Raw genomic sequence first — 23,140 nt, 5'->3', positions numbered from 1 at the left:
TGTGCGGTGGCGGGTGTGCGGCTCAGTACGCTGCGAGCCTGCGGACCTCCGTGACGACCTTGTCGACGGTGGGGATGACCTGTTCCTCCAGCGCGTCGGCGAACGGCAGCGGGACGCACTCCCCCGCCACCCGCCGCACGGGCGCGTCCAGCAGGCCGAATCCCTCGTCGGCGACGACCGAGACGACGGTGGCGCCCCAGCCGCCCTGGTACGGGTTCTCCTCCACGGTGAGGAGCCGGGAGGTCTTCTCCAGCGAGGCGAGGACGGTCGCGGCGTCCAGCGGGACCAGGCAGCGCAGGTCGACCACTTCGGCGTCGATGCCCTCCCCGGCCAGTACGCCGGCGGCCTTCAGGGCCAGGGGAACCATGGAGGCGAGCGCGACCAGCGTGATGTCGCCGCCCTCCCGCACGACCGCGGCCCGGCCCAGCTCGACGACGTGATCGGGCGGGGGCGGCGGGCCCTTGGTCGCGAGCAGCCCCTTGTGCTCGAAGAAGACCACCGGGTCGTCGCTGCGGATCGCAGCCGCCAGCATGCCGATGACGTCGGCCGGTGTCGCCGGTGCCGCGATCTTCAGCCCGGGGACGGTCAGGGCCCAGTTCTCGGTGGCCTGGGAGTGCTGGGCGCCGAAGCCGAGCCCGCCGCCGTTGGCGGTGCGCACGACGAGGGGCACGGTCACCTGGCCGCCGGTCATGTAACGGACCTTGGGGATCTCGTTGGCGAGGTAGTCCCAGCAGCAGGCCAGGAAGTCGGAGAACATGACCTCCGCGACGGGACGCATCCCGGTCATGGCGGCGCCCATCGCCGCGCCCACGATGGCCTGTTCGGAGATGGGCGTGTCCCACACCCGCCCCGGCCCGAACTCCTTCAGCAGCCCTGTGCTCGTCTTGAACACCCCGCCGGCCGCGGCGATGTCCTCACCGAGGCACACCACCGACGCGTCCCGCCGCATCTCGCGGGCGATGCCCTCGGCGACCGCCTCCCGGTAGGTGATCACGTCCGCCATGCGGCACCTCCGTCCGCCCACACGTCGGTCAGTGCCTCGCGCGGATCGGGCGGCGGCGCGGCCTTCGCCGCCGCCACGGCCCGCTCCACGACGGTCCGGGCCCGCTCGTCGGCCTCGGCCACCGTCTCCTCGCCCACCCCCAGTTCGGCCAGGCGTCCCCGCGCCAGGTCCAACGGGTCGTGCTTCAGCCAGCGTTCGACCTCCTCGGCCGGGCGGTAGGCCGCCGGGTCGGCGCGGCTGTGCCCGAAGTGCCGGTAGGTCTCGGCCTCCAGCACGGCGGGCCCGTCTCCGGCCCGGGCACGCCGGGCGAGCCGCCCCACCGCCTCCTCGACCGCCACCACGTCGTTGCCGTCGACGACCTCGCCCGGGATGCCGTAGGCCGGGGCCCGGTCGGCGGCGGGCCGGGGCACGGCCGTGACGTCTGCGATCGGCGTGTACTCCATGTACAGGTTGTTCTCGCACACGAACAGCACCGGCAGCTTCCACACGGCGGCCAGATTGAGGGATTCGTGGAAGGCGCCGATGTTGGTCGCGCCGTCGCCGAAGAAGGCGACCGCGAGCTGCTCGGTGCCGCGCAGCCGGGCCGACCAGGCCGCGCCCACCGCCATCGGGAGGTGGGCGCCGACGATGGCGTACGAACCGAGCATGCCGGTGGCCGCCTTGGTCAGGTGCATGGAGCCGCCCTTGGCCCGGCACAGCCCGGTCGCCCGGCTCATCAGCTCGGCGAGGCACTCCTCGGGGGTGGCACCGCGGGCGAGGGCATGGTGGTGTCCCCTGTAGGTGGCGAACACATAGTCGTCCGGGCGCAGGGCGGCGCTCGCGCCCACGGCGATCGCCTCCTGCCCGGCGGCCAGGTGCGTGGTGCCCTTCACCAGGCCCCGCAGGAACAGGTCGTGGGCGGCCTTCTCGGTCCGGCGGATGACGTTCATCCGCTCGTACCGGTCGAGGAGCGGGCCGGTGTCCATCAGCGGTCCCCGGTGTTGAGGTGGGACTGCGCCTCGCGGCGGGTGTTCAGCTCGCCGCCCACCGTCCAGTACTTGCGCCCGGCCACCAGCAGTTCCTCGGCGGGGAACTTGGTGATGACCTCGCAGCCGTCGGCGGTGACGACCAGTTCCTCCTCGATGCGGGCGGCGGACCAGCCGTCGGCGGCCGGCCAGTACGTCTCCAGGGCGAACACCATGCCCTCTTCCAGGACTTCGGGGTGGTCGAGGGAGACCAGGCGGCTGAAGATCGGCTTCTCCCAGATGGACAGGCCGACGCCGTGGCCGTACTGGAGGGCGAAGGCGGCGGTCTCGTCGGCGAAGCCGAACTCCTCGGCGCGCGGCCAGACCCGCACGATGTCGGCGGTGGTGGCGCCCGGCCGGACCAGGGCGATCGCCTCGTCCATGTACTCCCGGCAGCGCACGTACGCGTCCCGCTGCGCCCGTGAGGCGCTGCCCACGGCGAACGTGCGGTAGTAGCAGGTGCGGTAGCCGAGATGGCTGTGCAGGATGTCGAAGAAGGCCGGGTCGCCGGGGCGGATCAGCCGGTCGCTGTAGACGTGGGGATGCGGGGAACAGCGCTCGCCCGAGATGGCGTTGACGCCCTCGACGTACTCGCTGCCGAGGTCGTACAGCACCTTGCTGACCACGCCGACGCACTCGTTCTCGCGCACCCCCGGGCGGAGGTGGCCGTACAGCTCCTCGTAGGCCGCGTCGACCATGGCGCAGGCCTGGGTGAGCAGGGCGATCTCGTCGCCGGTCTTGATGCGGCGGGCCTCCAGGAAGACCTGCTGTCCGTCGACGACATCGATGCCCTCGGCGCGCAGGGCGGCGAGAACGGGCATCTCGGCGACGTCGACGCCGAGCGGTTCGTTCGCCAGCCCGTGGTCGCGCAGTTCGGCGGCGATCTTGGCGGCAACGTCCTCGGCGATCCCGGCGTCGGGGTGGAAGGCACCGCGCAGAGTGGAGATGCCGGCCCGGGCGCCGGTGGGCGGGCCGCCCCTGCCGTCGCCGTAGTCGAGCCACGGGTTGTACAGCTGGTGGTGGCGGGCGGCGGAGCCGAAGTCCCAGACGACCGGTTGGCCGTCGCGCACCAGCAGGGCGAAGCGGATCAGCTTGTCCATCGCCCAGGTGCCGATGTGAGTGGCGGTCATGTAGCGGATGTTGGCGAAGTCGAAGCTGAGCACCGCGCCCAGCTCGGAGCGGTTCAGGAATTCGTGCAGCCGGGCCGGCCGCTGCCCGCGCAGCCGGTCCAGGTCGATGCGCTCTTCCCAGTCGACGGCGTTGGGTCCATATGTGTGGATCGCCATGGCGACCACCCCCACTCCGGAGTGAACGCCCGAGTGCAGTGGGTGTCAAGTGTCACTGAACACCGCCGGACACGAACCAGACGCCCACAGCCGGTACCTCTCCATCGTTGCGGTAGCGGTGGGGTGTCGTCGACTCGAAGCAGACGGAGTCGCCCGGCCGCAGCGTGTACTCCTTGAAACCGAGGGTGAGGATCAGCTCGCCGGAGGTCAGATAGCCGTACTCGGTGCCGGGGTGCCGCATCAGCCCGCCGGAGCCGGAGGACGAGCCGCCGGGCCGGTAGGTCACCAGCAGGAAGTCGGCCTCCGCGCCCGGCACCCGGCCCAGGCGCTCCCACACGACCCCCGAGTCCAGCTCCAGCGTCTCGCGCCCGCCGGCGGCGACCAGCGGCCCGATCCGCCGCCCCTGATCGGCGGCGAGGGCGGCGAGGGCGTGCGGCACGGTGGCGGGGGACGCGCCGGGCGGGCTCGCGACGGCACTCTCCCGGACGTCGAAGAGAACCTCGACAGAGATCCCCAGGGCCGACGTGATCGCGTACAGCGTGCTGACCGACGGCTGGCTCTTGCCGGTCTCGATCTGCGACACGAGGCTCGCCGACACACCGATCTCCCGGGCCAGCGCGCGCAGGCTCGTACCGCGCTCCAGGCGGGCCTGCCGGATGCGCGCGCCGACGGGCGGCACGACGGCGGGTGACACGGGCGGCTCCTCTGCTCGGCCGGCTGGTGCATCTTGTGCAGTCTCATTGAACAGCGGGCATGAGCCCTGACGCCAGGAGTCGGGCAGCCCCCGCACCCCCGGCGGCGCTCACCCGAACGGTCCGGTGCCGGTGGTGGGCCGTCGGCGGCGGTGGTGCGCTGGCGGCACGCATCACGTTCCCAGGAGGCGCTCCCGATGACCCGTCGTCCGTCCCGGCTCGTCCGTGTTGTCTCCTCCGCCCTGACGGCGGGCACGCTGCTCTCCACCGCCGCCTGCTCGGACGACGGCGGCACGGACGGCACGCGCGTCTCGGGCGTCACCGCGTCCCAGGTCGCCGGGAAGCGGCAGACCCCCTCTCCCACCGCCACCCTCTCCACGGACGGCGCACGGACCGCGCTGATCACCGAGGCCGACATCGAGGACGACTGGACGCAGGTCAAGGACACGGAGGCCGAGAACTGGCACGACAGCCTGCTCATCGGCACCGTCGACGTCTCCGACTTCCTCACCGCCAAGGCCCAGGCGTCCGACTGCCAGCGGCTCCTCGACTCGCTGTTCGACGACGATCTGCTGGGCAGGCCCTCGGGCGCTTCCGAACTGCGCGGCTTCGAGGAGGGCGACTCCCGCCTGCTGTACCAGGTCGCCTCCTACGACCGGACCGACCCGCAGGACTCCCTGAACTGGATGGGCACGCTGCCGGACAAGTGCGACCAGTTCACCGTGACCGACGGAAACGAGCAGCGGACCGTCCAGGTCATCGGGATCCCACTGCCCAAGGCGGGCGACGCCCGTCAGGGTCTGCGCGTGACGGTGCAGGGCTCGGCCGGCGGCGACGCCGCCACGCTGACCCTCGACGTCGCCGCCGTACGGGTCGGGGACGACGCGATCACCGTCACGGCGGGCGGGCTCGACGGGGACGAGAACGACTCGGTCGAGCAGGCGGTGCGGGAGGGCGCCCAGCGCCTGAAGGACGTCCTGGCCGGGAAGTCGCCCGCCGCGAGCCCCAACTAGACCGGCCCGCACGGCGAGCAGCTCCTCCCCCTGCCCCTCCGTGCCCGCTCCGCCGATTCCCGGGACAGCGTGATCACCGGAGCGGCACAATGGCGGCGATGACCGGTTTCGGTCGTTCGTGCGAGTGCGAGGAGAGGACGAGACGTGAGCGATGGCCACACCCCTTCGGGAGGGTCGGCGAGGCTGAACACCGGTGTGGCGCACAACGCGCGCGTGTGGAACTACTGGATCGGCGGCAAGGACAACTACGAGGTCGACCAGCGGATCGGCGAGCACGTCGCCGGCATGTTCCCGGTCATCCGGGACATCGCCCGGGCGGACCGGGACTTTCTCGGCCGGGCCGTGTCGTTCCTCGCCGGTGAGCACGGAGTGCGGCAGTTCCTCGACATCGGCACAGGACTGCCGACGGCCGACAACACCCACGAGATCGCCCAGCGCCTCGCTCCCGACTCGCGCATCGTCTACGTCGACAACGACCCGATCGTGCTGGTGCACGCCCGTACCCTGCTGACCGGCACCCACGACGGCGTCACCGCCTACATCGACGCCGATGTGCACGACCCGGACGCCATCCTCGAACGGGCCGGGCACACTCTGGACTTCACGCGGCCCGTCGCCGTGATGATGCTGGGCATCCTCAACTTCGTCCTGGACGTCGACAAGGCCCGGGACATCGTGCGCCGTGTGATGGCCGCGATGCCGTCCGGCAGCTTCCTGGTCCTCACCCACCCGACCTTCGACGACGAGCTCGGCGGCGCGGGCCAGGTCCCGGCCATGAAGTTCTGGAACGAGAACGCCACTCCCCCGATCACCGCCCGCAGCGGCGCGGACATCGCCGCGTTCTTCGAGGGACTGGAGATGCTCGAACCGGGCATGGTGTCGTGCGGACAGTGGCGGGCCGAGCCCGGATCGGCCGTACTCGTGCCGCAGTACGGCGCGGTGGCCGTGAAGCCCTGACGCGCGGCGGGCGCTGCGGATCGCGCGGTGGGCCGGGCGGGACAACGCCCTGCGGGTCTACCGGCCGCAGGTCGAAGGGCCGGAGGACGATTGAACAGGCGTGTGGCCGGTCACAGTTCTCAGGGAGCGGCTACCCACGGAGCCCGAACGGCTGAAAGTATGATCAAACAATGTCTGACATGACCGAAACCACGCCCGGCTGGCTGTCCTCCGACGAACTGGAGATGACACGTGCCCGCATGCCGATCCTGTACGTCGAGGCCGTCCCGGTCCGCGTCGACGACAGCGGCGAAGTCACCAGTGTCGGCGTGCTGCTGCGCATGGGACCCGAGGGTACGGTCAGCCGGACACTGGTCTCCGGCCGCGTGCTGCACCACGAACGCGTCCGCGATGCCCTCCTGCGCCACCTGGAGAAGGACCTCGGCCCCGTCGCGCTGCCCCGCGTCCCCACGTCGCTCCAGCCGTTCACGGTCGCGGAGTACTTCCCGACCCAGGGCATCACGCCGTATCACGACCCCCGCCAGCACGCGGTGTCCCTCGCCTACATCGTGCCCGTGACGGGCGACTGCCGGCCCCGGCAGGACGCGCTCGACCTGGTGTGGTTCAGCCCGCAGGAGGCCGTCTCGGAGGCCGTGCAGAGCGAGATGCCGGGCGGGCACGGAGTGCTGCTGAAGCAGGCGCTGGCGCATGCGGGCTGCGTGATCTGACCGTCCCGGGCGGTCACGAAGGGACTTCCGCCGATGCAGCTTCCCGACATGCCGCTGCACGACCCGTTCGTCGTCGCCGACGACACGACCCGCACCTACCACCTGTACACGTCCAACGTCCCTTCCGTGTCGGGCGTGGACGGCACCGGCACGATGGTCTACCGCAGCCGCGACCTGCGCGACTGGACGCCGCCCGTGGTGGTCTTCCGGACCGCCGGGCAGGAGGGCATCTGGGCGACGGACGGGGCGTGGGCACCGGAGGTGCACGCGTGGGGCGGCAGGTACTACCTGTTCACGACTCTGCACAACGCGGACCGGCCGCTTCCGGCCCCGCCGCCGCCGAACCAGTGGGGTGTGCCCTTCCGGACCCCGGCCCACATGCGTGGCACGGTCACGGCGGTCTCCGACTCGCTGCTCGGCCCCTTCACGGTGCTCGACCCGTCCCGGCCCGTCCCGCCCGAGCACCTGATGACCCTGGACGGCACGCTGTACGTCGACCCGTCCGGGCAGCCGTGGATGGTGTACGCGCACGAGTGGCTGCAGACCATCGACGGAACGATGGAGGCGGTCCGCCTGGCCCCCGACCTGTCCCGGACGGCCGGCGACCCGGTGTTCCTCTTCAAGGCCTCGGACGCGCCGTGGACCACCGAGCAGATCCCCGCCGGCGTTCCGCACCAGCTCCCGCCCTACATCACCGACGGCCCCCAGCTGTACCGCACCCCCGACGGCTCCCTGCTCATGCTGTGGTCGACCTACGAGAAGAACGTGGTTGGTCAGGACGGCACGGTCAGCGGCGGCTATGTGCAGACCTACGCCGTGTCCGGATCAGGGGACCTGGCGGGACCGTGGGAGCAGCGCCGTCCGCTGGTCCGCGACGACAGCGGCCACGGCATGCTCTTCCACACCTTCGACGGCAGGCTGATGATGATCCTCCACCGGCCCTTCGAGGACGCCCGCGGCAAGCTGTACGAGATGCGGTTCGCCGGGCACGAGCTGGAGATCGTGCGGCGTCGTGAGGACCTGGACGGCGGCGGCTGACCCCGCCCTCTCGGCGACTCCCCCGAACGCGACCAGCGGGTCTGCCGGATATCGGCAGACCCGCTGGTCGATTCTGTCGGGACGACAGGATTTGAACCTGCGACCCCTTGACCCCCAGTCAAGTGCGCTACCAAGCTGCGCCACGTCCCGTTGCCCGTCTGACCTGGGGATTCCCCCGGCCGAACGCGCAGGGAAACAATACCGCACTCGCGCCGGTGATCGCGCATCCGTTTCCGCGACGCCGCCGCTTGACCTCAAGTTTGGTTGAGGTTGCACGCTCGTCGTCATGACCGAAGCGACGCAGACATACACGTACACGTATGCCGACCTGCCCGGGCTGATGGGCCTGATGACCGGCGACGAGAAGCACGGCCCGGCCGCCACGTCCACCCTGGACGTGCTGTGGGTGCTCTACGACCGGGTGCTGCGGGTGAGCCCGGAGGACAGGAACGACCCGGGGCGGGACCGGTTCCTGCTGTCGAAGGGGCACGGGCCGATGGCGTACTACGCCGTGCTGGCCGCCAAGGGCTTCGTGCCGGTGGAGTGGCTGCCGGGCTTCGGCTCGTACGACTCCCCGCTCGGCCACCACCCCGACCGGACGCTCGTGCCGGGGGCCGAGATCGGCAGCGGATCGCTGGGACACGGGCTGCCGATCGCCGTCGGCACGGCGCTGGGGCTGCGCGCCCAGGGGCTCGACGAGCCGCGGGTGTGGGCGCTGATCGGGGACGCCGAGCTGGACGAGGGCAGCAACCACGAGGCGATCGCCTTCGCCGGGCCCGCGGGACTCGACCGGCTGCACACCGTCGTCGTCGACAACTCCTCCGCGGCATACGCGCGGCCCGGCGGGATCGCCGCCCGCTTCGAGGCGGCGGGCTGGTCCGCGCTGACCGTCGACGGCCGTGACCACGAGGCGCTGCACGCCGCCTTCACCGCGCCGCACCCGGGCCGCCCGCACGTGGTCGTGGCCCGGGTCGAGCCGAAGTCCGCCTGAACCCCCGCACCGGAAGGGACCTCATCTCCATGGACACCATGCGTGACCGTTTCGCCCCTGTCGCCTCCCGGCTGCTCGACGAGGATCCCCGCCTCGCCGTGGTCCTGGCCGCGATCGGCACGGACGGCTTCACCGGGGCCGCCCGCCGCCATCCCGGCCGGGTCGTCGACGTCGGCATCCGCGAGCAGCTGCTGGTCGGTGCGGCGGCCGGGCTGGCCCTGACCGGGCTGCGGCCCGTCGTGCACACGTTCGCCAGTTTTCTCGTCGAGCGCCCCTTCGAGCAGGTCAAGCTGGATCTCGGGCACCAGGACGTGGGCGCGGTGCTGGTGAGCGCCGCCGCCTCCTTCGACTGGCCGGCCGGGGGCTACACCCACATGGCGCCGGGCGACGTGGCGCTGCTCGACACCCTGGACGGCTGGACCGTCCATGTGCCGGGGCATCCGGACGAGGCCGAGACGCTGCTGCGGCACGCGGTCGCCGCGGGGGACGACAAGGTGTACGTCCGGCTGTCCCTCCAGTCCAACGGGCGAGCCATGCCGGTCGACGGGGAGCGCTTCCGCACGGTCCGCGAGGGACGCTCCGGTGTGGTGGTCACCGTGGGGCCGATGCTCGACGCCGTGCTCGACGCCACCGAGGGTCTGGACGTCACCGTCCTGTACGCCACCACCGTCCGCCCCTTCGACGCGCCCGCCCTGCGCCGGGCCACCGAGGCGGCCGGTACGGACGTCGTCCTCGTCGAGCCCTACCTGGCGGGGACGTCGACGGCCGCCGCGAGCGACGCGCTGTCGGATGCGCCGCATCGGATCCTCGGGCTGGGCGTGGGCCGTCGCGAACTGCGCCGGTACGGGCAGCCCGAGGAGCATGTCGCCGCCCACGGTCTCGACGCCCGGTCGCTGCGGGAGCGCATCGGGAGCTTCCTCGGGGCGGCGGTCCGGGTGTGAGGCCGGCAGGACGTCACCCCGCCGGCAGGCCGAGCCGGGGATGGGCCTCCAGCAGTCCGGTCGGGGCCGCCTGGCGCCAGGAGTCGGCGAGGATGTCCCGCAGCTCGGACTCGTCCTCGATGGCGTCGAGCCGGGCCCGCACCCAGGCGAACTGGGACTCGTGGCCGGCGATCCAGAACTTTCCCGGCTCGGCGAGCACCAGTTCGTCGCGCTCCTCCTTGGGACAGCGGACGGCGATGGAGGTCTCGTCCTCCGGCAGCGTGGCGAACATCTTCCCCGCGACCCGGAACGTGGGCATGCTCCAGGCGATCTTCTCCGTCGTGTCCGGCAGGGACAGGGCGATCCGTCGTACGTCTTCGGCATCCGGCATGGCAGGCACCGTATCGGCTCCCACTGACAATCACCTGGTGGGAGCGGTTGCCGGTAGGCGCTTGTAGTAGATCGTCGTCGGGCGCAGCACTCCGCCGGGGCCGGCCGCGTAATCGGGGATCGCGCCGATCGCGGTCCAGCCGGCGGACCGGTACAGACGCTCGGCGGGGCTGCCGGTCTCGGTGTCCAGGTGCAGGAGGGTGACACCGGCCGCCGCGGCCGCGCCCTCCGCCGCGGCCAGGAGCCCGCGGCCGAGGCCGCGCCCCCGGGCGTCCGGGTGCACCATCAACTTCACGAGCTCGGCGCGGTGACGGCTGTTGGCCTTGTCGGGGAAGGCCAGGCTCACGGTGCCGAGCAGCCGTTCCCCGTCGTGCGCCGCCCATACGGCGACCCGGCCCGCGGCCACGTCGCCGGCCCGCCCCTCCCACCAGGCCAGAGCCTCCGCATGACGGAGCGGGGCGAGGAAGCCGACCGAGGCGCCACCGTTCACGGTGTCGACCAGCAGGTCCGCCAGCTTCCCCGCGTGTCGCAGCAGTTGAGCTTCGTCCAGTCGGTTCACGGCCGCACCACCGCCAGCAGGTACCGGACGCCTTCGGGGGCGGCGCACCGGAACCGGGTCGGGCCCCACACCCGCATCCGCAGGCAGTCGCCGGCACCGAGGTGGTGTTCGGTCTCCTGCGCGGTCACGTCGAGGGCCCCCTCCAGGATCCAGATGTGCTGCTCCAGTCCGGCGACGGGCGGGCGGTCGTAGGCGATGTCGGCGCCGGGCGAGAGGCGGGCTTCGACGAGTTCGCCGCGCAGGGCGGAATGCGGGGGTGACACGGACCGCCGTACGAAGCCGGAGGCCCGGTCCTGCCAGACCGGCTGCCCGGTGGAGCGGACGACGGCCTCCGGTTCGGCCTCGACCTCGCTGAGCAGCTGGGACATCGTGCGCCCGTAGACGGCGCACAGGCGGTTCAGCAGTGCGGCCGTGGGGCTGGTCTCCGCCCGTTCGGCCCGGGACAGGGTCGACCGGCTCACCCCGCTGCGGTCCGCCAACTCACCCAGGGACCAGCCGTGTTCGGCCCGCAGCTCGGCCAGGCGTGCGCCCAGCCGGGCGTCGACGGGGTCCACCTCGTCACTTCTCACATCCGGGACGCTATCCCGGATACGAGACGGCCGGGTTACAGACCGCTCACAGCCGGGCCGCCGCGCCGAGCGCGTCCAGCACCGGGCTGATCAGGGGGTGCTCCTCGGCTCCCCTGCGTACGGCGGCGAAGACCCTGCGGGTGGGGGCCGTCCCGTCGACGGGGCGTACCACCACCCCGGTGAGGTCCATGCCGCGCAGCGCCGAGCGCGGCACCAGCGCGACACCCGCGTCGGCCGAGGCGAGGGCGACGACCGCGCGGAAGTCGTCCGAGGAATGCTCCATGCGCGGCTGGAAACCGGCGTTCTCGCAGGCCAGGATCACCACGTCGTGGCAGGGGTTGCCGGGGTACTGGCCGATCCACGGATCCTTGGCCAGTTCGGCGAGGGGTACCTCGGCCGCGTCGGCCAGGCGGTGGGTGACCGGGACGACCGCGTCGAAGGGCTCGGCGTACAGCGGTACGTGGGCCAGTCGCGGGTCGTCGGCGGGCGGCGCCCCGCGGTACTCGACGGCGACGGCGACATCGACCTGCCGGTCCAGCACCATCGGCAGGCTGGCGTCGCCCTCGGCGTCCTGGACGCGGATGCGGATCCCGGGCGCCGACCGGGCGAGACAGGCCACGGCGGGCGCGACGACCAGGGCGATGCCGGTGGCGAAGGAGGCGACCGTGACGGTACCGGCCGCCCCCGAGCTGTACGCGGCCAGCTCGGCCTCGGCCCGCTCCAGCTGGGCGAGGACGGCGTTGGTGTGGTTGAGCAGGATCTCGCCGGCGGGGGTGAGCCGTACTCCCTTGGCGCCGCGCTCGACGAGCCGGTGGCCGGTCTCCTGCTCGAGGGCGGCGAGCTGCTGGGAGACGGCCGACGGCGTGAGGTACAGCGCGGCGGCAGCCGCCGTCACCGTGCGGTGGTCGGCCACCGCACGGAGGATGTGGAGCCGCCGCGCTTCGATCATGCGATCGATTGTCTCAAATCCGCCCTGTTCCGGCGGTCAGCCCTCCAGCTCCGCCCGTGCCGCGGCGAAGGCGTCGACCGCGCGGTTGACGTCGTCCGTGGAGTGCGCGGCCGACAGCTGGACGCGGATGCGGGCCTGGCCCTGCGGCACCACCGGGTACGAGAAGCCGATGACGTAGACGCCGCGCTCCAGCAGCAGCTCCGCCATACGCCCGGCGACCGCCGCGTCGCCGATCATCACCGGGGCGATGGCGTGGTCGCCGGGGAGGACGTCGAAGCCCTCCTCGGTCATACGGCTGCGGAAGAGGGCCGTGTTCTCGGCGAGCCGGACGCGCAGGTCGTCCGCCGACTCCAGCAGGTCGAGGACCTTGAGCGAGGCCGCCGCGATCACCGGGGCGAGCGTGTTGGAGAACAGGTACGGCCGGGAGCGCTGGCGCAGCAGCGCGACGATCTCGGCGCGGGCCGCGACGTAGCCGCCGGAGGCACCGCCGAGGGCCTTGCCGAGGGTGCCGGTGATGATGTCCACACGGTCCATGACGCCGTGCAGCTCGGGCGTGCCGCGGCCGCCGGGGCCGACGAAGCCGACCGCGTGGGAGTCGTCGACCATGACCATCGCGTCGTAGCGGTCGGCGAGGTCGCAGATCTCGCGCAGCGGGGCGACGTAGCCGTCCATGGAGAAGACGCCGTCGGTGACGATCAGGCGGCGGCGTGCGTCGGACGCCTCCTTGAGGCGGGCCTCCAGCTCGGCGAGGTCGCGGTTGGCGTAGCGCAGGCGGCGGGCCTTGGACAGGCGGATGCCGTCGATGATGGAGGCGTGGTTGAGCGCGTCGGAGATGACCGCGTCCTCCGGGCCGAGCAGCGTCTCGAACACGCCGCCGTTGGCGTCGAAGCAGGAGGAGTAGAGGATCGTGTCCTCCTGGCCGAGGAACGCCGAGAGCCGTGCCTCGAGTTCCTTGTGCACCTCCTGGGTGCCGCAGATGAAGCGGACGGAGGCCATGCCGTAGCCCCAGCGGTCCAGGGCCTCGTGGGCGGCGGCGACGACTTCGGGGTGGTCGGCGAGGCCGAGGTAGTTGTTGGCGCAGAAGTTGAGGACCTCGCCGGGGCGGCCGCCCGCGGTGACGTTCACGGTGGCGGACTGCGGGGTGCCGATCACGCGCTCGGGCTTGTGCAGGCCGGCGGCGCGGATCTCGTCAAGGGTGACGCGCAGGTCGTCGCGTACGGAGTCGAACATGGAAGGGCTCCTGAAGTGCTTGCCAAGTAGGGGGGTTACGCGGTCCAGTCGAGGATGACCTTGCCGCCGCGGCCGCTCGCCGCGTCCTCGAACGCCGCCTCGTGGTCACGGTGGCCGTAGCGGCCGGTGATGACGGGCGCGAGGTCCAGGCCGGCCTCCAGCAGGACCGACATGGCGTACCAGGTCTCGAACATCTCGCGGCCGTAGATGCCCTTGATGGTGATCATCGAGGTGACGATGCGGGCCCAGTCGACGGGGAACTCCTGGGCGGGCAGGCCGAGCATCGCGATCCGGCCGCCGTGCGTCATGTTGGCGATCATGTCGCGCATGGCCTCGGGGCGGCCGGACATCTCCAGTCCGATGTCGAAGCCCTCGCGCAGGCCGAGCGTGCGCTGTCCGTCGGCGATGGTGGCACCGGAGACGTCGAGCGCGAGGCTGACGCCGATCTTGCGGGCCAGCTCCAGCCTCTCCTCGCTGACGTCGGTGATCACGACGTTGCGGGCCCCGGCGTGCTTGGCCACGGCGGCGGCCATCAGGCCGATGGGGCCCGCGCCGGTGATCAGCACGTCCTCGCCGACGAGCGGGAACGACAGCGCGGTGTGCACGGCGTTGCCGAACGGGTCGAAGATCGCGGCCACGTCGAGGTCGACGGGCACCCGGTGCACCCAGACGTTGGCGGCGGGCAGCGCGACGTACTCGGCGAAGGCCCCGTCCCGGCCCACACCCAGCCCCACGGTGGCCCGGCACAGGTGGCGGCGGCCGGCCAGGCAGTTGCGGCACTTGCCGCACACCAGGTGGCCTTCGCCGCTGACCCGGTCTCCGATGCCGATGTCGGTGACGTCCCGCCCGGTCTGAACGACCTCCCCGACGAACTCGTGCCCGACCACCAGCGGGGCGCTGATCGCCTGCTGGGCCCAGCCGTCCCAGGCCCGGATGTGCAGGTCGGTGCCGCAGATGCCGGTGCGCAGCACCTTGATGAGTACGTCGCCGGGCCCGACGGCGGGCTCGGGGACGTCCGCGAGCCACAGCCCGGGTTCCGCCTTCTGCTTGACCAGCGCCTTCACCGCTACGGCTCCTGAGGGTGAGTCCCGGCTCCGGGCATGCCGAAGGAACCCCTGGACCGGGAGAGGAGTGGGATCGCACAGCAATCTGCCGTACGGCGGCCACGCCGGTCCATCGAGGTTTTCTTAAGCGCCGCCTCAGCTTTCCTTCACGCCCTCGGTGGGCCCACGGCAACCCTGGGCCTCAGTAGGGCGGCAGGCCGCCCCGGCTCTCCAGCTCCACGACGAGCTGTGCGGCGTGGTCCTTGATCGCCGTCAGGCCCGGCTTGCCCCATGGCCGCGGCTCGACGTCCGCGACGCTGACCGTGCCCAGCACCAGGCCCGTGCCGTCGATGAGCGGTGCCCCCAGGTAGGAACGGATGCCGAACTCGTCGACCACAGGATTGCCCGCGAACCGCGGATAGTCGCCGACGTCCTCCAGGACGAGGGCTTTGCGGCGTGCCACCACATGGGGGCAGAAGCCGTGATCGCGGGGCAGGGCGCGGCTGAGACGCGGGCTGGTGCCGTCGCTGCGCACCACCGGCGCGACAGCCGGCACATAAAGGCCGGCGTAGAACTGCCCTTGTTCGTCGGGGAGGTTGACCATGGCGTACGGCACCCCGGTGAGCTCGGCGAGGCGGTGCGCGAAGGCGTCGAGTGCGGGTTCGGGGCGCTCCCCCAGGCCCAGTCGGCGCAGTCGGCGGGTGCGGGCGGGGGCCTCCTTGTCCTCGGGTGTGAGCAGCAGACGACCGGCCGGGCGCGGCGGGTCGTAGGTCATGGGCGAGCTCCTGAGCTGTGGGCTTGCGTCATATATGAACTCCGTGGCGGTGTGAGGGGGTCACATGTGGGCGCCATACCCCGTAGCGGGGGCGGGCGTGTGGGCGATGAGATGGCGCACCAGGGTCAGCAGGGTCTGGACCCCGGAGCTGGAGATTCGCGCGTCGCAGCAGACGACCGGGACGTCGTCGGACAGGTCCAGGGCACCGCGCACCTCGTCGGGGTCGTAGCGGTAGGCGCCGTCGAACTCGTTGACGGCGATGATGAATCCGAGGCCACGCTGTTCGAAGAAGTCGACGGCGGCGAAGCACTCCTGCAGCCGGCGGGTGTCGGCGAGGATGACCGCGCCGAGCGCGCCCTCGCACAACTCGTCCCACATGAACCAGAATCGCTCCTGTCCGGGCGTGCCGAACAGGTACAGCACATGTTCGGGGTCGAGGGTGATGCGACCGAAATCCATGGCCACGGTCGTCTCGACCTTGTTCTCGATGCCGTCGAGGTTGTCGGTCGCGGCACTGACGGTGGTGAGCAGCTCCTCCGTGCTGAGCGGCGCGATCTCGCTGACCGCGCCGACGAAGGTCGTCTTGCCCACGCCGAACCCGCCCGCCACCAGGATCTTCAGCGCGGTGGGGAACGGGTCGGCGCCGTAGCCCGGTCCGTCGGTGTAGTCAGAGCTGTCGTCGTAGTCCATCGAGCACTGCCTCCAGAAGGGCCCGGTCCGTCGGGTTGTGGTGGAACGCGGGGGGTTTGGTGGTCAGCGCCCCGCAGTCGACGAGGTCCGCCAGCAGCACCTTGGTGACGGCCACCGGCAGTCGGAGATGGGCGGCGACCTCGGCGACGGCGACGGGCACCCGGCACCGCTCGAGCGCCTGCGCGTGTTCGGGTCCGAGATAGCCGAGGGGGGTCGCCCCGGTGGCCATCACCTGCGACACGAGGTCGAGCGCGACGGTCGGACGGGTGCGGCCGTTGCTGACCGTGAACGGCCGCACCAGCCGCCCGGCCGCGTCGTCGAGCCAGGGCCCGTCACCGGCCGCCGTCACGCTCAAGGCCTCATCGCCGGGGATTCGACGGACTGCCGGGGAGCGGTCACCAGGTAGGGGCGGACACTCTTGACCAGCATGGCCATCTCGTAGCCCAGCACGGCCGCGTCGGCCTCGCGGCCGGCGAGCACGGCCAGGCACGTGCCGGAGCCGGCGGTGGTGACGAACAGCAGGGTCGAGGCGAGTTCGACGACGACCTGCCGGACGTCACCGCCGTCGCCGAAGCGGACCCCGGCGCTGCGGCCGAGGGAGTACAGGCCGGAGGCCAGGGCGGCCATGTGGTCGGCGCTGTCCGGGTCAAGGCCGTGCACGGACTTCACGAGCCCGTCGCAGGACAGGAGCACCGCGGCGCTCGTGTGCGGTACGCGCTGCACGAGGCCGCTCATCAGCCAGTCGAGATCGGAAACATGGGCGGTCGGCGCATCGCTCGCCATGGTGGATCGACTCCTTGGGGTACGAAGGTCTGCGGGAGCGCTGGGGGTGGGGGTGTGAAGGGGGGTGGTCATCCGGCCGGTGCGCTCCCGTCCTGCCGGGTGGTGGTCGTGCGGTGGTCGGAACGGGAGCCGGGCATCGGCCTGCTCGAGGGGGACAGCTCCGAGGGGAGCGCCTCGAGGTGAACCGGCCGGACGGGCATCGGGACCCTGTGGTCGGGCCCTGTGGGTGCCGGGTCCGTGTGGGCGGGGTCCATGTGGGCGGAATCCGTGTGGCCCGCGTCCATGTCGCCCCGGTCCCTGTGCCCGGCCTCCATGCTCTGCTGGGCCTCGGCGAGGCTGATGCCGCGCTGGAAGGCCGCCATCAGACCGGGGTCGTGACCCACGAGGTACTCGGGGTCCTGGCGTGGCGTCGGGCCGTCACGCAGCTGGGGTGCGATGTGCTCCTGGGCGCGGCGCCGGGGCAGTTGGGGCTTGCCCATGGTGCCGCGCACAGGGCCGTTGCGCGGGGTGGGAGGCGCGGTGACGTTCTCGGCGAGGACGCGCCGGTCGTCGGGACTGATACCGGGCCGTGCCTCGGCCGGGGTGGGACGCTCCCGTCGTGCCCCCCGCATGGGCAGGGGCGCGGGCCGGCCGCTCTGCGCGCCCCCGCCCGGGGCAGGTTCGGCTCCCTGCTCGTGCCCGCGGGGTGCGGCCGATGCGGGGAGCGGGACCGACGGCCCTGATCCGGCCGCGGGCAGCGGCACGGACGAGACGCCGAAGTCAGCATCCCCGACCGGGGACAGCCCCCTGGACGCGCCACCGGCACCGGCAGGATCGGCCTGCCCGTTCTGCCCATGCCGCGCCGTCTGCCCGCCCTGCCCGCCCCGACCGGTCTGCCCGTCGGGCCGTCCCGGCGCAGCCGGCCGGGCGGTACCGTCCGCCGCGCCCTCCGGCTGCCCCGCTCCCCCGGGCGTCCCCGCCCCCGCCTCCGCTCCCAGCAGCGCCTGCGGTACGACCAGCACCGCCTGCACTCCGCCGTAGATGTTGCTCTGGAGGCGGACGGTGATGCCGTGCCGCCGGGCGAGCTGAGAGACGACGAACAGGCCGATGCGGCCGTCCGCGAGGAGCCGGGCGACGTTCACCTGGTCGGGGTCGGCGAGCAGCGCGTTCATCCGCGTCTGCTCCTCCAGGGGCATGCCGAGTCCACGGTCCTCGACCTCGACGGCGAGGCCGGAGGTGACGAGGTTGGCGCGCAGCAGGACCTGGGTGTGCGGGGCGGAGAACACCGTGGCGTTCTCGACGAGTTCGGCCAGGAGATGGATGACGTCGGCGACGGCGTGGCCGCGCAGCTGCCCGTCGATCGGTGGCACGAGCTTGACCCGCGAGTACTGCTCGACCTCGGCGATGGCGGAGCGCAGCACCTCGGTCATGGAGACCGGGTTGCTCCACTGGCGGCGGGAGACGGCCCCGCCGAGCACGGCGAGGTTCTCGGCGTGACGTCGGATGCGGGTGGCGAGGTGGTCGACGTGGAAGAGCCCCTTGAGCAGATCGGGGTCCTCCATCTCGTTCTCCAGCTCGTCGAGGATGGAGATCTCCCGGTGCACCAGGGACTGCAGGCGCCGGGCGAGGTTGACGAACACCTCGAGCTTCTGTTCGCTGCCGGCCTGGCTGGAGAGCTGGGAGGCCTGCACGACGGCGGTGACGGCGCCGTCGTGCGCGCGGGACAGGTCGGCGGTGAGGAGGTCGAAGTCGTCGGCGTCCTCGGCGGGGCCCGCGTGCCGGCTCTGCGGTGCGAGCTGCGGCGGGCCGTCGCCACGGCGCAGCGACTCGACGAGGGTGCGCAGGTCGGCCTCGCGCCGTGCGGTGCTGCGGCGCAGCACGCCGATGCGGTCGTGTACGGACCGGGCGGCCCGGTTGGCGGCGACCGCGGCGACGACGATGCCGACGAGGGCCACGAAGACCGCGCCGCCGAGCACGGCCCACAGGGTGAGGCCCGGACGCGTCCCGGTTGACCGGACGGTGAAGAGGACGGCGGCGCAGCCGCTGAGGGCGACGGCGACGGGCGGCAGCACCGCGAGGCGCAGCAGCTGGGGCCGTATATGGGTCTCGGGCAGCGCGGGTGCGGTGCGGACGGCAGGCCGCCCGTGCCGCCCGCCCTCACGGCGGTCTGCGCGTGCGGCCGGGGCGCGGAGGTGAGACATCGGTGTCCTCGTACTGGTCCGTCGGGCCTGGGTGCCTGGGGAGCTTGCGGGGGTGCGGCCGGGTTCGCGCGGCCTCTTGCGCGCACCCCCACCCGCCCGCCCGGACTCTCCCCGCTTCCGCACTCCACCGACGCCGCGGGGCCCGGTGTGCCGTCCTGGGCCGGAGGCCCCGGTGCCTCCCGAGCCGGCCCCGGCGGCACCGACCGCGGTGCCCGCGCCCTCGACGCCGGCCTCCGTGTCGTCGACCGCGCCTGTGCCGGCGTCGGTGGCGCGCGGGCAGCGGGGATCCCCGTCGCGTCGACTCCCTCGTCCGCCCTGCGCCTGCACGTGCCGGCCCCCGCTCCCTGATCCGCCCTGTTTCCCAATGGCCACTGACAGTAGTCACCAGGCCATCATGTGCGGTGGGCAGTTGACAAACTCATACGGTGAGCGTCCCGCTCTGGTATGAGGTCTCGCACGACAGACCGATAACACCCCGGTGTCTCCGGTCACGAATCACAAGAGATCGATCCGACCTGGTCAGATGCGGTCACACGCAGACGGCGAGGGCCGGGGAGCCTCTCGCTCCCCGGCCCTCGCCGCTGGTCTGCCGTACGCCCCGGGCCAGCCCGCCGGGGGCGTCTCGGGGTCTTGGCTGCCCTCTTCCGCCTGACGGTAGCCGTCACTCACCGTGTCGGCCTGGGCCATGGCTACAGCGTCCGACGCGGTCTTGATCCCGGCTCCGGCGAGGGCTTCCGGCGGGAAGTCCACCCGCCGGGGCAAGCGCCACCCCACGCCACCATGGCTCGGACGGGGCGGTTTCGGCCGGCAGACGCGCTGCCCCTCCAAGGAAACCGGTGTCGTCCACGATCGGGGCCCCGTCCTTCGTGCCGCGGACTCACCGGACCACGCACGTACTCCCGCGAGTGTCCTCGAAGACGGCCGACTCGCGCGGCATCGGCATCACTTCACGGTCACGTAGATCTTCCGCACGGTTTCGATGGTCTTCCAGACACCGACGTAGCCAGGCTTCATGACGAAGCTGTCGCCTGCCTTGTAGATCACCGGCTCGCCACCTTCCGGCGTGAGTTCGACGACGCCGGAGAGGATGTGGCAGAACTCGAAGAGTTCGCCCTTGATCGAGCGGGTCTCGCCGGGGGTCGCTTCCCAGATGCCCGTATTGATCGTCTCCCCGCGGGCCACGTCCTGGGCCCAGGTCTTGTGAGTCGGGTTGCCGGAGATCAGGCGTTCCGGGAGCGGCCCGGACTCCTGCGGAGCGAAGGAGGGGTCGGTGTCGATGGTCTTCAGGAGCGACATGGTGTTCCTTTTCTACGGGCTTGAGAAGTCGGTCGCCGCGCCACCGGTCGAGGACTCGATCGGATCGGGCCCAGCCCGGCGACGGCGCAGATCGATCAACGGTCGGGTCTCCTTCTCACCTGCCGGCCACGGCTTCGGGGCACAGCAGGTCGGCGACCGTCTCAGCGGGCACAGGCAGGGCGCCCTGGCCTCGGGCCGCCAGGGGGATGGCGCGGCGACAGTGGGGTGGGACTCGTCTCCTGGCCTGCGTCGTCGGTCTGCTGCGATCTCCTGAGCATCTCGATGACCCGGGACGGCGCCAACACGTGATCTGTCCAGCCGGGGCGCGGTACCCGGACGTTGTGTCAACCCCTCCGGATCAGCAGGTCACATGCCTGGTTCGGCTCGGCCGCCACCCACGAATCCACCGCCACCCCTGGCCCCCGACCCCAGCGGATCCCGCCCAGCGGATGTCTGCTCAACTCTGCCCACACCACGGTGTAGTGGAGCGCGTGCGCCCAGGACCGTCGCCCGTGCCCGGGTCGAGGGGCGCAGTGCGGCGGCGCGGACGACCGGCCGCGTCGTAGGTCAGCGATCGCCCACGAGATCGACGTCGCCGCAGGACACCTCGGGGGATTTCTCCTGGACGGGCCACTCGCGGTTCAGGGGCAGGGACACATCCCGCCACCAGGGGCGTGCAGGGAGGTCTCCGGCGGGCTCGAAAGGCTGGCCCGGAACCGGGACGGCGACTGCCTGTCCGACCGCGCCGGCTGCGGCCAGCGTCCACTCCCCCGGCTCCGCCCACGGGTGCGTCGCCAGGTTGAAGGTGCCCCAGTGGATCGGCAGCATCGGGCCGTGCTCCGGGCCGCCCTGGAGGTCGAGGTGGGCGCGCATGCCCTCCTCGGGGGTCATGTGGATGTCGGGCCAGAAGTCGGAGTAGGCGCCGATCTGAATCATCGTGGCGTCGAACGGCCCGTGCGCGGCGCCGATCTCCTTGAAGCCGTCGAAGTAGCCGGTGTCTCCACTGTGGTAGATCCGGTGCTCCGCACCGGCGACGACCCAGGAGGCCCACAGGGTGTGCTGGGTGTTGCGCAGCCCGCGGCCGCAGAAGTGCCGGGCCGGGGTGGCGGTGAGGCTGAGCCCGCCGATCTCGGTGGTCTCGTGCCAGTCCAGCTCGCGCAGCCGGCCGGCGGACACGCCCCAGCGCTCCAGGTGCGCGCCCACTCCGAGGGGCACGGCGAACAGCGTGTCGGTGCCCGCGAGCGCCTTGATGGTGGGCATGTCCAGGTGGTCGTAGTGGTCATGCGAGATGACCACGACGTCGACCGGGCCGAGGGCGGCCAGCGGCAGGGGCACGGGATGCAGCCGCTTGGGCCCGGCGAAGGGGAAGGGGGAGCAGCGCTCGCCCCACACCGGGTCGAACAGCACGCGTCGGCCGTCGATCTCGGCGAGGACACTGGAGTGCCCCATCCAGGTCAGCCGCAGCCCGGTGGCCGGGGGCCGGGCGATGTCGGCGAGGGTGGTGGCGTGCACCGGAACGGTGCTTTTCGGGGCGCGGCGGGGCCGGGTGTCCTTGTCGAAGAAGACCTTCGCGAAGTCCAGGGCCGACCCCGAGGGCCGGGTCCGCGCGGGGCCGCCGGGGTTCTGGAAGACCCCGTCCTTGAAGTGGGGCGATCTGCGGATGCGCGCCATGCGCTCACCGCTCGGGTCCGCGCCGAACGCCCCGGGCCGGAGCGCGCGGAGCCCGGAGCTCAGGGTACGGAAACCGGCCACGGTACCTCCAGGTGGAGTCGGTCAGGCTTTCCATTATGGGCGGCCCCTCCGACAACACTGGCGTACAGGGACCCCACCAGAGATGGATACTGACCGATGATTCAGTATCCCGGCGGCGAAGGAGCCCGTATGGCCACCCCCCTGCTGTCCCTGACCTGGACCGATCACCTCACGGGACGGCAGGGCTTCCTGGTCGTCGACCGACTGGTGCGCGGGGTCGCCAGCGGTGGTCTGCGGATGCGCGCGGGCTGCACGCTGGACGAGGTCACCGGCCTGGCCCGCGGCATGACCGTGAAGGAGGCCCTGCACTACGACCCGGCGAACCGCTATGTCCCGCTCGGTGGCGCCAAGGGCGGCATCGACTGCGACCCCCGGGACCCGGAGGCGTACCCGCTCCTGGTGCGCTACCTGCGCGCGATGCGGCCGTACATAGAGAGCTGCTGGACGACGGGCGAGGACCTGGGGCTCACCCAGGACCTGGTGGACCGGGCCGCCGCCGAGGCGGGGCTGGTCTCCTCGATCCAGGCCGTGTATCCGCTGCTGGACGACGAGGCCGAGGCCCGGCGGCGGCTCCGGGACGCGTTCGCGGTCGAGGTCGACGGCATCGGTCTGGACGAGCTGGTCGGCGGCTGCGGGGTGGCCGAGGCGGCCCTGGCCGCACTGGACCGGGCCGGTGTGCCGTACGCCGGGACGCGGGTCGCCCTCCAGGGGCTGGGCACCATGGGCGGAGCCACCGCGCGCTTCCTCACGCGCGCGGGGCTGACGGTCGTGGCCGTCGCCGATCTCAAGGGCACGATCGTCAACCGGGCGGGGCTCGACGTCGAGGCGCTGCTCGCCGCGCGGGACGCCCACGGCACGGTGGACCGCTGCGCGCTGCGCCCCGGCGACCGCGAACTGCCGGGCGACGCCTGGCTGGCGGCCGACGCGGACGTGCTGGTGCCGGCCGCCGTGTCGTACGCGGTCGACGCCGGGAACCAGGAGCGGATCACCGCCCGCTGGGTCGTGGAGGCCGCCAACATGCCCGTACGGCCGGAGGCGGAGCTGCTGCTGGCCGCGCGCGGGGTGACCGTGCTGCCGGACGTCGTGGTCAACTCCGGGACGAACGCCTGGTGGTGGTGGACGCTGTTCGGGGACATCGGCGCCGACGCCGAGGAGGCGTTCGCGTACACCCGCCGCTCGATGCGGGTCCTGGTCGAGCGGATGCTGGCCCGCGCGCAGGCCGACGGGACGACACCGAGGGCCGCCGCCCACGCGATCGCGGCGGACCGGCTGCCGCTGATCGCGGAGCGGTTCGGCTGGTTCCGGTGAGGCGC

Annotated in this window: 24 protein-coding genes and 1 tRNA gene; 7 read left to right on the top strand and 18 right to left on the bottom strand. The window is 72.2% G+C overall.

What is annotated here, in order from left to right:
- Nucleotides 1–22 precede the first annotated feature (22 nt).
- Genes IO24_RS0113055 through IO24_RS0113040 form a run of 4 tightly spaced genes read right to left on the bottom strand, consistent with a single transcriptional unit; the run spans nucleotide 23 to nucleotide 3,987 of the window.
- The gene (locus IO24_RS0113055) at nucleotides 23–1,003 is read right to left on the bottom strand and encodes an alpha-ketoacid dehydrogenase subunit beta (RefSeq protein WP_031135217.1); all 981 of its coding nucleotides are present in this window, start codon (nucleotides 1,001–1,003) and stop codon (nucleotides 23–25) included.
- Nucleotides 991–1,968, bottom strand: a complete 978-nt coding sequence (locus tag IO24_RS0113050) for a thiamine pyrophosphate-dependent dehydrogenase E1 component subunit alpha (RefSeq protein ID WP_031135215.1) — start codon at nucleotides 1,966–1,968, stop codon at nucleotides 991–993. The genes IO24_RS0113055 and IO24_RS0113050 overlap by 13 nt, the downstream gene beginning before the upstream one ends.
- Entirely contained in the window at nucleotides 1,968–3,293 is a 1,326-nt protein-coding gene (locus tag IO24_RS0113045; RefSeq protein ID WP_031135214.1) for a M24 family metallopeptidase, read from the bottom strand. The genes IO24_RS0113050 and IO24_RS0113045 overlap by 1 nt, the downstream gene beginning before the upstream one ends.
- 52 nt (nucleotides 3,294–3,345) lie before the next feature.
- Nucleotides 3,346–3,987: a helix-turn-helix domain-containing protein gene (locus IO24_RS0113040; protein WP_045296123.1), complete on the bottom strand. Its 642-nt coding sequence runs from the start codon at nucleotides 3,985–3,987 to the stop codon at nucleotides 3,346–3,348.
- A gap of 195 nt (nucleotides 3,988–4,182) precedes the next feature.
- Here IO24_RS0113040 and IO24_RS0113035 point away from each other — a divergent pair, with 195 nt between their 5' ends.
- From IO24_RS0113035 to IO24_RS0113020, 4 genes are all read left to right on the top strand, one after another.
- Complete coding sequence (locus tag IO24_RS0113035; RefSeq protein WP_031135211.1) at nucleotides 4,183–4,998, top strand: hypothetical protein; 816 nt, start codon at nucleotides 4,183–4,185, stop codon at nucleotides 4,996–4,998.
- 144 nt (nucleotides 4,999–5,142) lie between these two features.
- On the top strand, nucleotides 5,143–5,955 hold the full coding sequence (locus IO24_RS0113030) for an SAM-dependent methyltransferase (RefSeq protein ID WP_031135209.1): 813 nt from the start codon (nucleotides 5,143–5,145) through the stop codon (nucleotides 5,953–5,955).
- Between the two features lie 179 nt (nucleotides 5,956–6,134).
- Nucleotides 6,135–6,662 (top strand): NUDIX hydrolase family protein, encoded by a 528-nt coding sequence (locus IO24_RS0113025; RefSeq protein WP_031135207.1) that lies wholly within the window; start codon nucleotides 6,135–6,137, stop codon nucleotides 6,660–6,662.
- Nucleotides 6,663–6,695: 33 nt separating this feature from the next.
- Complete coding sequence (locus IO24_RS0113020; protein WP_031135205.1) at nucleotides 6,696–7,700, top strand: glycoside hydrolase family 43 protein; 1,005 nt, start codon at nucleotides 6,696–6,698, stop codon at nucleotides 7,698–7,700.
- 76 nt (nucleotides 7,701–7,776) lie between these two features.
- On the opposite strand, the gene IO24_RS0113010 is transcribed toward IO24_RS0113020, so the two are convergent.
- Nucleotides 7,777–7,850 (bottom strand) — tRNA-Pro (locus IO24_RS0113010).
- Nucleotides 7,851–7,986: 136 nt separating this feature from the next.
- Between IO24_RS0113010 and IO24_RS0113005 the strand changes: the two genes are divergently transcribed.
- Nucleotides 7,987–8,691 (top strand): thiamine pyrophosphate-dependent enzyme, encoded by a 705-nt coding sequence (locus IO24_RS0113005; RefSeq protein WP_031135203.1) that lies wholly within the window; start codon nucleotides 7,987–7,989, stop codon nucleotides 8,689–8,691.
- A gap of 29 nt (nucleotides 8,692–8,720) precedes the next feature.
- Entirely contained in the window at nucleotides 8,721–9,632 is a 912-nt protein-coding gene (locus IO24_RS0113000; protein ID WP_031135201.1) for a transketolase family protein, read from the top strand.
- Nucleotides 9,633–9,645: 13 nt separating this feature from the next.
- Here IO24_RS0113000 and IO24_RS0112995 read toward each other — a convergent pair whose 3' ends face one another.
- From IO24_RS0112995 to IO24_RS0112930, 13 genes are all read right to left on the bottom strand, one after another.
- Nucleotides 9,646–10,002 carry an MmcQ/YjbR family DNA-binding protein gene (locus IO24_RS0112995; RefSeq protein ID WP_031135198.1) on the bottom strand — a complete coding sequence of 119 codons (357 nt, stop codon included), beginning with the start codon at nucleotides 10,000–10,002 and terminating at the stop codon, nucleotides 9,646–9,648.
- A 30-nt stretch (nucleotides 10,003–10,032) separates the two neighbouring features.
- On the bottom strand, nucleotides 10,033–10,560 hold the full coding sequence (locus IO24_RS0112990) for a GNAT family N-acetyltransferase (RefSeq protein ID WP_031135196.1): 528 nt from the start codon (nucleotides 10,558–10,560) through the stop codon (nucleotides 10,033–10,035).
- Nucleotides 10,557–11,129, bottom strand: a complete 573-nt coding sequence (locus IO24_RS0112985; protein ID WP_031135194.1) for a helix-turn-helix domain-containing protein — start codon at nucleotides 11,127–11,129, stop codon at nucleotides 10,557–10,559. The genes IO24_RS0112990 and IO24_RS0112985 overlap by 4 nt, the downstream gene beginning before the upstream one ends.
- 46 nt (nucleotides 11,130–11,175) lie before the next feature.
- On the bottom strand, nucleotides 11,176–12,078 hold the full coding sequence (locus IO24_RS0112980; RefSeq protein ID WP_031135192.1) for a LysR family transcriptional regulator: 903 nt from the start codon (nucleotides 12,076–12,078) through the stop codon (nucleotides 11,176–11,178).
- Nucleotides 12,079–12,114: 36 nt separating this feature from the next.
- On the bottom strand, nucleotides 12,115–13,308 hold the full coding sequence (locus tag IO24_RS0112975) for a glycine C-acetyltransferase (protein ID WP_031135190.1): 1,194 nt from the start codon (nucleotides 13,306–13,308) through the stop codon (nucleotides 12,115–12,117).
- Between the two features lie 35 nt (nucleotides 13,309–13,343).
- The gene (gene tdh, locus IO24_RS0112970; protein ID WP_031135188.1) at nucleotides 13,344–14,372 is read right to left on the bottom strand and encodes an L-threonine 3-dehydrogenase; all 1,029 of its coding nucleotides are present in this window, start codon (nucleotides 14,370–14,372) and stop codon (nucleotides 13,344–13,346) included.
- Between the two features lie 181 nt (nucleotides 14,373–14,553).
- A complete protein-coding gene (locus IO24_RS0112965) occupies nucleotides 14,554–15,126 on the bottom strand; it encodes a GAF domain-containing protein (protein WP_031135186.1) in 573 nt (190 codons plus the stop codon).
- Between the two features lie 60 nt (nucleotides 15,127–15,186).
- The gene (locus tag IO24_RS0112960) at nucleotides 15,187–15,816 is read right to left on the bottom strand and encodes a GTP-binding protein (RefSeq protein ID WP_031135185.1); all 630 of its coding nucleotides are present in this window, start codon (nucleotides 15,814–15,816) and stop codon (nucleotides 15,187–15,189) included.
- Nucleotides 15,794–16,165 (bottom strand): DUF742 domain-containing protein, encoded by a 372-nt coding sequence (locus tag IO24_RS0112955; protein ID WP_031135182.1) that lies wholly within the window; start codon nucleotides 16,163–16,165, stop codon nucleotides 15,794–15,796. Before IO24_RS0112955 ends, IO24_RS0112960 begins: the two co-directional genes overlap by 23 nt.
- A 2-nt stretch (nucleotides 16,166–16,167) precedes the next feature.
- Nucleotides 16,168–16,599: a roadblock/LC7 domain-containing protein gene (locus IO24_RS0112950; protein ID WP_031135180.1), complete on the bottom strand. Its 432-nt coding sequence runs from the start codon at nucleotides 16,597–16,599 to the stop codon at nucleotides 16,168–16,170.
- Between the two features lie 68 nt (nucleotides 16,600–16,667).
- Nucleotides 16,668–18,779 (bottom strand): sensor histidine kinase, encoded by a 2,112-nt coding sequence (locus IO24_RS0112945; protein WP_037667815.1) that lies wholly within the window; start codon nucleotides 18,777–18,779, stop codon nucleotides 16,668–16,670.
- Nucleotides 18,780–19,721: 942 nt separating this feature from the next.
- On the bottom strand, nucleotides 19,722–20,075 hold the full coding sequence (locus tag IO24_RS0112935) for a cupin domain-containing protein (protein WP_031135174.1): 354 nt from the start codon (nucleotides 20,073–20,075) through the stop codon (nucleotides 19,722–19,724).
- Nucleotides 20,076–20,642: 567 nt separating this feature from the next.
- Nucleotides 20,643–21,827, bottom strand: coding sequence for an MBL fold metallo-hydrolase (locus tag IO24_RS0112930; RefSeq protein ID WP_031135172.1), 1,185 nt, complete (start codon nucleotides 21,825–21,827; stop codon nucleotides 20,643–20,645).
- Between the two features lie 129 nt (nucleotides 21,828–21,956).
- On the opposite strand from IO24_RS0112930, the gene IO24_RS0112925 reads away from it, so the two are divergent.
- Entirely contained in the window at nucleotides 21,957–23,135 is a 1,179-nt protein-coding gene (locus tag IO24_RS0112925; protein ID WP_031135170.1) for a Glu/Leu/Phe/Val dehydrogenase dimerization domain-containing protein, read from the top strand.
- Nucleotides 23,136–23,140 lie beyond the last annotated feature (5 nt).

This window comes from Streptomyces flavovariabilis (assembly GCF_000725785.1).
GTDB lineage: Bacteria > Actinomycetota > Actinomycetes > Streptomycetales > Streptomycetaceae > Streptomyces > Streptomyces hawaiiensis.
This window is presented reverse-complemented; position numbering and strand designations above follow the sequence as displayed.